10 protein-coding genes and 1 pseudogene are annotated in these 9,074 nt (G+C 67.0%); 7 read left to right on the forward strand and 4 right to left on the reverse strand.

What is annotated here, in order from left to right:
• From E4L96_RS24740 to E4L96_RS08920, 7 genes and pseudogenes are all read left to right on the forward strand, one after another.
• Positions 1 to 165 (forward strand): annotated as a pseudogene (locus E4L96_RS24740) (SHOCT domain-containing protein); the annotation flags it as partial.
• A 10-nt stretch (positions 166 to 175) separates the two neighbouring features.
• Positions 176 to 1,636: a DUF4178 domain-containing protein gene (locus E4L96_RS08900; RefSeq protein WP_135206861.1), complete on the forward strand. Its 1,461-nt coding sequence runs from the start codon at positions 176 to 178 to the stop codon at positions 1,634 to 1,636.
• A complete protein-coding gene (locus tag E4L96_RS23625; RefSeq protein ID WP_167758641.1) occupies positions 1,633 to 1,806 on the forward strand; it encodes a hypothetical protein in 174 nt (57 codons plus the stop codon). Before E4L96_RS08900 ends, E4L96_RS23625 begins: the two co-directional genes overlap by 4 nt.
• Positions 1,803 to 2,177 carry an adenosylmethionine decarboxylase gene (speD, locus tag E4L96_RS08905; RefSeq protein ID WP_135206862.1) on the forward strand — a complete coding sequence of 125 codons (375 nt, stop codon included), beginning with the start codon at positions 1,803 to 1,805 and terminating at the stop codon, positions 2,175 to 2,177. Before E4L96_RS23625 ends, speD begins: the two co-directional genes overlap by 4 nt.
• A 19-nt stretch (positions 2,178 to 2,196) precedes the next feature.
• On the forward strand, positions 2,197 to 3,432 hold the full coding sequence (locus E4L96_RS08910; RefSeq protein ID WP_135206863.1) for a CaiB/BaiF CoA transferase family protein: 1,236 nt from the start codon (positions 2,197 to 2,199) through the stop codon (positions 3,430 to 3,432).
• Positions 3,432 to 4,499 carry a sensor histidine kinase gene (locus E4L96_RS08915; RefSeq protein ID WP_135206864.1) on the forward strand — a complete coding sequence of 356 codons (1,068 nt, stop codon included), beginning with the start codon at positions 3,432 to 3,434 and terminating at the stop codon, positions 4,497 to 4,499. The genes E4L96_RS08910 and E4L96_RS08915 overlap by 1 nt, the downstream gene beginning before the upstream one ends.
• Entirely contained in the window at positions 4,496 to 5,293 is a 798-nt protein-coding gene (locus E4L96_RS08920; RefSeq protein WP_135206865.1) for a LytR/AlgR family response regulator transcription factor, read from the forward strand. Before E4L96_RS08915 ends, E4L96_RS08920 begins: the two co-directional genes overlap by 4 nt.
• On the opposite strand, the gene E4L96_RS08925 is transcribed toward E4L96_RS08920, so the two are convergent.
• Genes E4L96_RS08925 through E4L96_RS08940 form a run of 4 tightly spaced genes read right to left on the reverse strand, consistent with a single transcriptional unit; the run spans position 5,294 to position 8,972 of the window.
• Positions 5,294 to 6,322, reverse strand: coding sequence for a hypothetical protein (locus E4L96_RS08925; RefSeq protein ID WP_135206866.1), 1,029 nt, complete (start codon positions 6,320 to 6,322; stop codon positions 5,294 to 5,296).
• Positions 6,319 to 7,050 (reverse strand): outer membrane lipoprotein-sorting protein, encoded by a 732-nt coding sequence (locus E4L96_RS08930; RefSeq protein ID WP_135206867.1) that lies wholly within the window; start codon positions 7,048 to 7,050, stop codon positions 6,319 to 6,321. Before E4L96_RS08930 ends, E4L96_RS08925 begins: the two co-directional genes overlap by 4 nt.
• Positions 7,043 to 8,284 carry an ABC transporter permease gene (locus tag E4L96_RS08935; protein WP_135206868.1) on the reverse strand — a complete coding sequence of 414 codons (1,242 nt, stop codon included), beginning with the start codon at positions 8,282 to 8,284 and terminating at the stop codon, positions 7,043 to 7,045. The genes E4L96_RS08930 and E4L96_RS08935 overlap by 8 nt, the downstream gene beginning before the upstream one ends.
• Entirely contained in the window at positions 8,274 to 8,972 is a 699-nt protein-coding gene (locus E4L96_RS08940; protein ID WP_135206869.1) for an ABC transporter ATP-binding protein, read from the reverse strand. Before E4L96_RS08940 ends, E4L96_RS08935 begins: the two co-directional genes overlap by 11 nt.
• Positions 8,973 to 9,074: the final 102 nt, after the last annotated feature.

Genomic DNA, 9,074 nt, shown 5'->3' on the forward strand with positions numbered 1-9,074 from the left:
GCCCCTGCCCCGGCGGCTGCCGCACCGGCTGCACCTGCCGCCCCGGCCGAAGACTCCATCGAAGCCCGCCTGGCAAAGCTCAAGGGCCTGCTCGACAAGGGCTTGATCTCGCAGGGCGACTACGACAGCACCAAAGCGGAATTGCTGAAAAAACTGATCGGCTGACCGCGGGCGCATGCAAACAGTCTCCTGTCCCAGCTGCGGCGCGCCGGTCGAGTTCAAGTCGCATGCCTCCGTCATGGCGGTGTGCGAGTTTTGCCGCGCCACGGTGCTCAAGGACGCGGACTCGGTGCGCGACATCGGCAAGATGTCGGCCGTGCTGGAGGACTATTCACCGATCCAGATCGGCAGCTCCGGCACTGCGGGCGGGCGGCAGTTCAACGTCATCGGCCGCATCCAGCTGCGCTACTCTGCGGGCATGTGGAACGAGTGGTACCTCATGTTCGACGATGGCGCCACCGGCTGGCTGGGCGATTCATCCGGGCTGTTCACGCTGACCACCGAGATTCCGGCCGAAGGCGGGCTGCCGGACTTCGACTCCATTCACCCCGGCCGCCGCTATGACCTGGGCGGGCAGCGCTTCACCGCATCCGAAAAGCGCGTGGCGCGCTGCATTGGCGGCCAGGGCGAACTGCCGTTCAAGGTGGGCGAAGGCTGGGAAGCGAAAGTGGCGGACTTCCGCGCCGGCCCGCGCTTCGTCACCCTCGACTATTCGGACGAGCGCCCGGTCCTGTACAACGGCTTTTCGGTCACGCTGGAGCAGATGCAGATGCAGCTGCTGCGCGACGAAGAGCAGATCAAATCCAGCGCGGGCAAATACCGCGGCAAGCTCGATACGCTGGATTGCCCATCCTGCGGAAGCCTGATCAACTACTTGCCCGGCATCACCACGACGCTGGTCTGCCCCAGCTGCGCTACCCGGCTCGATGCGGCCGGGCCGGAAGCGGCGGTCATCGACAAGGGCGAACAGATCGAACGCGTGCGCACCACGCTGGTGCTGGGCTCCAAGGCTACCATCAACAACCGTGAGCACACGGTGCTCGGCGCCATGGTGCGGGCGGATGATGAAGGCACCACCTGGACCGAGTACTTGCTGTACAGCCCCCGCGGCGGCTTTTTCTGGCTGGTGGAAGCGGAGGAATGGTGGCGCGCGGATGTGCAGTACAACTGGCCCGAGTGGAGTTCGACCGGGTCCGACACAGCCACGCTGGACGGCGCGACGTACAAGAAGCTGTATGACTACCCCGCCACGGTGCGCTGGGCTGCGGGCGCCTTCAACTGGCGCGTGCAGGTCGGCGACGTGGTGCGCGCGTACGAGTTCGAACATGCGCAGACCCGCCTCTCCGCCGAAATGACGGACGACGAGTTGACCTGGTCGCGCTCCACCCGCGTGGCCTTCGACCAGGTGCGCGCATGGTTCGGCCAGAGCATGCGCAATGTCGCGATCCGGACCCGCTCCACGCCTGCCAACCAGCTGTCGCCATCGAGCGTGCGCGGCTTCCTGATCGCGCTCTTCTTCTTCAATATCCTGCCGGCCATCCTGAGCCCGCGCTCGATGATCTACCCGCTGATCGGCGCGCTCGCCATCTGGCTGCCTGCGCGCCTGATGAAGGGCTCCGACGAGGACCAGAAATGAACCCGCGCTTCTACGTGTACGCCCTGATCGTGACCCTGCTCTCCACCGCGGGCAGCTGGATGTCGCTGCTCTCGTCGAGTGGCAGCAGTGGCCGCGGCAGCAGCTGGACCTCGCACAGCTACGGCGGCGGCACCTACGGCGGCGGCTATGGGGGCGGCGGCCACAAATGAACCATGACTTTCGGCCGGCCGGCCAGCATCTGCTGGCGGACCTGTACGGCATCGATGCGTTCCTGCTGACCGACGCCGTGGGCATCGACGCGCTGCTGCGCGGCGCCGCACAGGCGGCGGGCGCGCGCATCCTGCATTCGCACTTCCACACGTTTGGCGACGGCCAGGGCGTGACGGGCGTGCTGCTGCTGGCCGAATCACACATCTCCATCCACACCTGGCCGGAACACGGCTTTGCGGCTGCCGACATCTTCATGTGCGGCGGCGCCCAGCCCGAGCTGGCGCTGCGCGTGATCGAGGCGGCCCTGCAGCCCGCCGCGCGCGAAGTGCAGGCCATTGGCCGCGGCATCGCGCTGCGCCAGGCCAACTGATTTTCTTCATTTTCACAGCATGACTCAGACAACCAAGAAGGCCCTCGGGCATATTCGCGTCCTCGATCTCTCCCGCGTTCTCGCTGGGCCCTGGTGCTCGCAGAACCTGGCCGACCTGGGCGCGGACGTGATCAAGATCGAGCGCCCCGGTGCGGGCGACGACACGCGCGCCTGGGGCCCGCCCTACGCCAAGGACGCGCAAGGCCACGACACGACCGAAGCCGCCTACTACCTCTCCGCCAACCGCGGCAAGCGCTCCGTCACCGTCGATATTGCGAGCGCGGACGGCCAGGCCCTGATCCGCGAGCTGGCGCGCCACTGCGACGTGGTGCTGGAGAATTTCAAGGTCGGCCAGCTGAAGAAGTATGGTCTCGACTACGACACCCTGAAGGCCATCAAGCCGGACATCGTCTACTGCTCCGTGACCGGTTTCGGCCAGGACGGCCCGTACGCGCACCGCGCGGGCTACGACTTCCTGATCCAGGGCATGGGCGGACTGATGTCGATCACCGGCGAGCGCGATGACCTGCCCGGCGGCGGCCCGCAAAAGGCCGGCGTGGCGCTCACGGACCTCATGACCGGCATGTATGCCACCATCGCGGTGCTGGCCGCCCTCACCCACCGCGACCGCACCGGCGAAGGCCAGTACATCGACATGGCGCTGCTGGACACGCAGGTAGCGATGCTGGCAAACGTGGGCAGCAACTACCTCACCAGCGGCAAGCCGCCCAAGCGCTGGGGCAATGCGCATGCCAACATCGTGCCCTACCAGAGCTTCGCCTGCGCGGATGGCTACATCATCGTCGCGGTCGGGAACGACGGGCAGTACGCCAAATTCGTGGAGGTGGGCGGCCGCCCCGAGCTGCGCGACGATCCGCGCTTTGCCACCAACCCGCAGCGTGTGCAGAACCGGGACGTGCTTGTCCCGCTGCTGGCCGAGATGGTGAAGACGAAGACCAAGGACGAGTGGATCGCCCAGCTGGAAGCTGTCAATGTGCCCTGTGGGCCGATCAACAATCTGGACGAAGTCTTCGACAACCCGCAGGTGAAAGCGCGCGGCATGGCCGTGGACATGCCCCACCCTGCCGCCGGTTCGGTCAAGCTGGTGCGCAGCCCGATGCGCCTCTCCGAAACACCTGCCGAAGCAGAACTGCCCCCGCCGCTGCTGGGCCAGCACACCGATGAAGTACTGCGCGACGTGCTGGGCAAATCGGACGCCGACATCGCCGCCCTGCGCGCGGGCGGCACCGTGTGATGCACAGCGTCCCCGTCAACAAGCTGCTGCGCGACGCGGGCTACGTCACGATCTTCAACGTGGCCTGCGCGCTGGCGGTGACGTTCATCCTCGGCTCGCGCAGCACCTTCTTCGAGAACCTCGTGTTCTCGATGTGCATCGGCTATATCGCCTTCATCATCATAGACGTGCTGCGCTTCCTGATGTGGGGTGCCACGGGGCGGCCCAACTGGACCATCTTCCCGCTGATCCTGATCGGCGCGGTGGTCATCGCCCAGATGAGCGGCACCGCACTGGCGAGCTGGCTGCTCGGCCACCGCAACTTCTCGCTGGATGCCTTCCTCTCCGGCCGGACCTTCCATGCCGGTTCGGTGTTCTTCACGCTGCTGGCCACGGCCGCCGCATCGATTTTCTTCTCGGGCCGCGAACGGCTGCTCAAGGCGCAGGCGGAAGCCGCCAACGAGCGGGCCCGCGCCGAAGCGGTCGAACGCCAGGCCGTGCAGGCCCAGCTCCAGCTGCTGCAAACGCAGCTCGAACCGCACATGCTGTTCAATACTCTCGCCAACGTGCAAGGGCTGATTGCCATCGACCCGCCGCGCGCACAGGAGATGCTGGACCAGCTGATCCAGTATCTGCGCGCCACTCTGTCGTCTTCGCGCGCGCAGGCGACCACGCTGGCGCAGGAGTTCGCGCTGATGGAGGCCTATCTCGGCTTGATGTCGATCCGGATGGGAGCGCGCCTGAACTATGCGCTGGAGCTGCCGCCCGCGCTGGCCGAGGCGCGCGTGCCGCCGATGCTGCTGCAGCCGCTGGTGGAAAACGCAGTTGCTCATGGCGTCGAGCCAAAGGTCGAGGGCGGTCACATCGCCGTCGGCGCGCGCCGCGAGGCGGAACGATTGGTCCTGTCCGTGACTGACAATGGGCGCGGCCTTGATGCGCCGCCCGGCAAGCCAGGTACCAACGTGGGCCTTTCCAACACGCGCGCGCGGCTGCAGGCACTGTACGGCGAGCGCGCATCGCTGTCGCTGCACGCTGCGCCCGATGGCGGCTGCGTGGCCACCATCACTTTGCCCATCGAGACGCCATGACTGTCCGCGCCCTGATCGCCGAAGACGAACCAATCCTCGCCGCCACGCTGGCTCACAGCCTGCAGCGCTTGTGGCCCGAGTTGCAGATTGTGGCCACGGCACCCAACGGCATCGACGCAGTGCGTATGGCGCTCGACGAAAAGCCGGATGTGCTTTTCCTCGACATCAAAATGCCGGGCAAGACGGGACTGGAAGCGGCCGAGGAACTGGCGGACGAATGGCCCGCCGCGGCGCCCTTCCCGTTTATCGTCTTCGTCACTGCCTACGATGAATACGCACTGGCCGCCATCGAGCGCGATGCGGCCGACTATGTGCTCAAGCCCGTGAACGACGCGCGTCTCGGCAAGACGGTGGAACGCCTGCGCCAGCGTCTGGCCGCGCGCACGCCCGCCGCCGCGCCGGCGATGGAGCAGCTACTGACCCAGATGCGCGCCCTCATGCCCGCGCAGGCGGCCAGCGCGCAGCCGGAGCGCCTGTCGATCATCCGCGCCGGTGCGGGCAACCAGGTGCGCATGATCCCGATCGGCGACGTCGTGTTCTTTGAAGCGCTGGACAAGTACGTGAACGTGGTCACAGCCGATGGCGAGGCGCTGATCCGCACGAGCCTCAAGGAGCTGCTCCCCCAGCTGGACCCGCAGGTGTTCTGGCAGGTCCACCGTGGCACCATCGTCAATTCCACCTGCGTCACCAGCGCCATTCGTGACGAAGCGGGCAAGTACACCCTCACGCTGCGCAACCGGCCGGAAAAGCTGCGCGTCAGCCCTCTCTACGCGCACCTGTTCCGGCAGATGTAGTCAGAACGCGCGCTGCACGGTGAACACCGCGGCGCTGCGCACCACGTATCCGGCCACACCGCCGTAGCGCCGCACGCTGGCACTCAGCTGCCATGGCGCGGGCGTCCACGCCACGCTAGCGCTCACGATGCGGCTGCCGCTCTGCGTCTGCCACAGCACGTCGCCACCAATGGCCAGGTCGCCGTCCCGCCACTCTTCGCGCAACAGGACGTTGTGCTGCTGGCCTTTGAGGGCCGTCCGGTCGGCCCAGGCCTCCGCCACCATCATCCATTTGCTTTCAGTGGTCCAGGTCAGTCCGGCCAGCGCCTTGGCGCCGCTGCCCTGCTGCTCCCAGTGGGTGCCGGTCCACGTGTCGTGGCGCTGCTGGAACAGGATGGAGCCATGCAGTTCCAGGCCATCGCCATGCACTTGGGAGAACGAGACACCGCCTTCGACGCCGTTGCGCTGCGAGACGCGCAACACCGCATACTGGTCGCGCGCATCGGCACTGGCGTACCAGCGCAGCGCCAGCGATTCGTCGCCGCGCGGCTGATCCGCCTTGCCGCGCCCTGGGTTGGACCAGACAAAAGTCAGCGCGCTGTCGGCGGTAAAGCGCTCATAGGCCAGCAACGGCACTCCCACCAGGTTGGTCACGTTAAGGGCGCGGCGGTCCTCCTGCTGCACCACGTCCAATGGGCGGAAGGCGTAGCCGACGTCCCAGCTTATGATCTTCTTGCCGACGGTAACAAAGCCGCTGCCTGCCGCGCGCTCAAAGGATAGTTCGTTAAGCGTGAGACGGCCCTCTTCGTCGCCGGCAGCACGCGCCGTCACCAAGCCTTTGACAGCGGTCTGCCACGGCGCGTCCCACTGCCAGCGCAGGTCCGCAGCAGCCACCGCGTGCTCCCAGTCGCGCACGCGGTATGGGTTGGCCAGATTGGCGCCGCGGGTCTCGTACTGCGCGCGGGTGGTGAACTGCACGCTGTCCTCGGCCTGCGCAAGCGGCGTAGCGCCGAGGGCCAGCAGCGCGGCGGTGGCAATCCGCAATCTCATGGCGCGATGTCGCTGCGGGTCAGGTACATGGCGTTGAACAGCTCATCGCCGAGCTGGCGCGGCTTGGCGGAGAGTGTGGTCACCACGGTCTGGCGGCTGGTCTGTACCTCGTCGATCAGCACGACCTTCAGGACCGACGGCTTGCCTTCCCGCGCACCCACCGTGTAGTTGGCCTGCTTGAGGCGGCGGTTTGACGTCGCGAACAGGTCCGCGTGCACAGGGCGGTAGTCCTTGGCGCCGACCTGCAGCACGATGCGCTGGTAGCTCAGCGACTTGCGCTTCGCGGCCAGTTCCAGTTCCAGGCAGTGCACGCCGTCGACCTCCACCTCGCGCAGCACGGTGCCGGTGTAGTCCCCGGCCCAGCTCAGGTTCGCGATGTCACCGGTGGAAGCGTCGCCCAGCAGCTTTTGCAGAGGCGTGATGCGGATGGGACGTGCGCTACCGGGCATGATCATCCAGAAGTCGTCGCCGACCATCAGCACCTTCTGCCCCGCCTCGCCGGGCGTGCGGAACAGGATCAGCGACTTGCCCGCGCCCTTGGTGTTGACCTGGTAGCGCTTCTCCTTATCGAGTTTGCCGTCCTTGTAGGTCTGGACCAGCGTCTCGATCTGCGCCGAGCTGTCGGGCAGGCGGAAAGCATCGGCCTTGCGCAGGATGTCGTCCACGTCAGCGGCTTGGGCCAGGCCGCACAGCGCAAAGGCGGCGGCGATGAGGGTGTGCTTAAACATGAGCGAGAGCCTCCACGACAGGCTGGCGGGCGGCGGCGCGGCTCACCAGCCAGGACGACACAGCGGACAGGAAGGCGGCGATGAAGGCCGCGGTGAGATACATCTGGGCCGACACCATGACCATCAGCGGATAACCGGAAGTACGGCCCGGTGGCGGTGGCATGCGCACGTCGAACATCAGCAGGGACATGGCCACGCCTGCCGCCAGGGCCATGCCCAAGATGGCGCCGCCGCTGCCCAGCACCAGCCCTTCGAGCGTGAACAAGCGGGTGATCTCGCCGGGCGTGGTGCCCATGGCGCGCAGGGTGCCGATCTCGCGGGTGCGTTCGATGACCGCCATCGCCAGCGCGTTTGTCACCGAGAACACCACGATTACCATCACGATCACGCCGAGGAAGCCGAAAATGCGGTCGTACAGGCCTTTCACGCTGGTGTACATCTGCGCCTGGTCCAGCCAGGTGCGCACTTCCAGCTTCGGAAAGTCATGGCGCAGTGACGCGGCGGCGGTATCGGTGGCGTCGCGCTCCTCAAGGTACACGTGCAGGGTGTTCACGCGCTTGGTGGCCAGCAGCGATTGCGCGGTGGAGAGGTCCACCATGATCAGGCGCTTGTCCAATTCGGCGACACCGGTGGAGACCACGCCGGTCACTCGCACATCCAGCGCATTCAGGCTGCCCGCCGTGGTGGTGGCCAGCAGCGTGAGGGACGTACCCGGGTGGGCATTGAGGGACCGGGCCATGCCGGAGCCGATCAGCACACCGGGGCCGTCCTGCGGCTGCACGCTGTCCAGCAGCTCGCCTTCGTTCCGCTTGAGAAAGGGACCCTTGACGAGGAATTCCTGGTTCGCGTCCACGCCGGTGCCGACAAAGATCTCGCTCTTGTCGCCGTTGCTGATCATGCCGGTGAACTGGACGCGCGGCAGCACGCGCTGGACGCCGGGGCGGGCCAGCAGCTTGCGCGCCAGCGCCGCCGCATCATCAAGTCCATGTGCCAGCGGCGTGGAGTCGGTGCCGTCGAACTGGCCCGGCGCCGCGACGATCACATGGCCGGTGTCGCGCGCGCTCATCTCGGCCAGGGACTGGTAGGTCCACAGGGCGAAGCCGCCGCCCAGCAGTGCAGCCGCGGTGCCGGTGGCGGTGATAGCCAGCGTGACCAGCGAGCGGCGGCGGTTACGCAGTGTGTTCTTGAAGGCGAGGGCCAGCCACTTGCCGCCGAAAGAGAGATCAATTCGCATACGAGCCTCCTGCGAGGACGCCGTCGTCCAGCATCAGCGCGCGGTCGCAGTGCGCCAGCATGCGGTCGTCGTGGGTGGCGATCACGAAGCTGGTGCCCTGCTCGTGCGCGAGCTGCTTCATGAGCGAGATAACCTGCGCGGCGGTGGCGGCATCGAGGTTGGCGGTCGGTTCGTCGGCGATGACGAGGCGCGGGTTCTTGACGATGGCACGGGCGATCGCCACGCGCTGGCGCTGGCCGCCGGAGAGCTGGTCCGGGCGGTGCTTCGCAAAGCCGGAGAGGCCAACGCGGTCCAGAGCGCGGGCCACACGTTCGGCGCGCTCACGCGGCGGTACACCGAGGAGATACAGCGGATAGTCCACGTTATCGGCGGCACTCATCACCGGCACCAGGTTGAAGCTCTGGAAGACGAAGCCGATGGCCGCGCGCCGCAGCTGGGCGCGCGAGGTTTCGCTGGCGTTGCGCAGGGCGGCGCCATCGAACCAGACTTCGCCGCCGTCCGGCTGGTCCAGCAGGCCACACAGGTTGAGCAGCGTGCTTTTGCCACTGCCCGAGGGCCCGGTGACGGCCACGGTTTCGCCGCGGCGAATGCTCATGTCCACCCCACGTAGCGCGTGGATGGTGGCGCTGCCGAGGGTGAAGGACTTGGTGATGGCGGCCAGCGCCATCAGGGGTTCGGCGCGGTTCATTGGCCCAGCTCTTTCAGGCGGGCCGCGGCGCGCACGCCGGACTTGGATGCAGCATCGGCGGCAACGGCCTGGCGCAGAAAGGCGATTTCCTCCGGCGCGCGC

The sequence above is a fragment of the Zemynaea arenosa genome (assembly GCF_004614185.1).
In the GTDB taxonomy this organism is placed as follows: Bacteria; Pseudomonadota; Gammaproteobacteria; order Burkholderiales; family Burkholderiaceae_D; genus Telluria; species Telluria arenosa.

Bases quoted from the DNA above. Each gene is read 5' to 3' on its own strand.
- E4L96_RS08900 (WP_135206861.1), top strand. From the start codon at position 176: ATGCAAACAGTCTCCTGTCCCAGCTGCGGCGCGCCGGTCGAGTTCAAG.
- E4L96_RS23625 (WP_167758641.1), top strand. From the start codon at position 1,633: ATGAACCCGCGCTTCTACGTGTACGCCCTGATCGTGACCCTGCTCTCC.
- speD (WP_135206862.1), top strand. From the start codon at position 1,803: ATGAACCATGACTTTCGGCCGGCCGGCCAGCATCTGCTGGCGGACCTG.
- E4L96_RS08910 (WP_135206863.1), top strand. From the start codon at position 2,197: ATGACTCAGACAACCAAGAAGGCCCTCGGGCATATTCGCGTCCTCGAT.
- E4L96_RS08915 (WP_135206864.1), top strand. From the start codon at position 3,432: ATGCACAGCGTCCCCGTCAACAAGCTGCTGCGCGACGCGGGCTACGTC.
- E4L96_RS08920 (WP_135206865.1), top strand. From the start codon at position 4,496: ATGACTGTCCGCGCCCTGATCGCCGAAGACGAACCAATCCTCGCCGCC.
- E4L96_RS08925 (WP_135206866.1), bottom strand. From the start codon at position 6,322: ATGAGATTGCGGATTGCCACCGCCGCGCTGCTGGCCCTCGGCGCTACG.
- E4L96_RS08930 (WP_135206867.1), bottom strand. From the start codon at position 7,050: ATGTTTAAGCACACCCTCATCGCCGCCGCCTTTGCGCTGTGCGGCCTG.
- E4L96_RS08935 (WP_135206868.1), bottom strand. From the start codon at position 8,284: ATGCGAATTGATCTCTCTTTCGGCGGCAAGTGGCTGGCCCTCGCCTTC.
- E4L96_RS08940 (WP_135206869.1), bottom strand. From the start codon at position 8,972: ATGAACCGCGCCGAACCCCTGATGGCGCTGGCCGCCATCACCAAGTCC.